1 protein-coding gene is annotated in these 492 nt (G+C 20.5%); it reads left to right on the forward strand.

The window, feature by feature from the left end; genetic code table 11:
- Positions 1 to 143 precede the first annotated feature (143 nt).
- On the forward strand, positions 144 to 464 hold the full coding sequence (locus tag G3997_RS07095; protein WP_296644856.1) for a YlbF family regulator: 321 nt from the start codon (positions 144 to 146) through the stop codon (positions 462 to 464).
- The last annotated feature ends 28 nt before the right edge of the window (positions 465 to 492 follow it).

Below are 492 nucleotides of genomic sequence, written 5' to 3' on the forward strand. Positions count from 1 at the left end.
GGAGGTTTAAATACCTCCTTTTTCACTAACATCTTTTCTTAATTACTTTTATATTCCATATTAATAATTTTAATTATTGGTCTATTACAAGCCTTAATTTTATAAACTATAGTATCTGAATTTTATAAAAGGGGGATTTTAATATGAATATAAATCAATTATCAAAAGAAATTGCTTCATTTATAAAAAGTACTGATGAATTTAAAGCTATGAATAGAAGTAAATTAGAATTAGATAGAAATAGAAACCTAAAAAAACAATTTGATATGTATATAAATAAAAAAAATAATATTTATTCAAATTACTCATTAGAAGATGCCTCTAAAAAAGTTAATCAATTAAATTTAGATTACAATGATTTTTTTAATCTACCAGCTGTTTCAAATTACGTTCAAAAAACAAAAGAATTTAATACTATGATGGAAAATTTCTACAAGTCAATAGAAAAAGAATTATTAAAATAAAAAGAATGCCTATATAAGGCATTCTTTA

This window comes from Romboutsia sp. 13368, assembly GCF_018336475.1.
Taxonomy (GTDB): domain Bacteria; phylum Bacillota; class Clostridia; order Peptostreptococcales; family Peptostreptococcaceae; genus Romboutsia.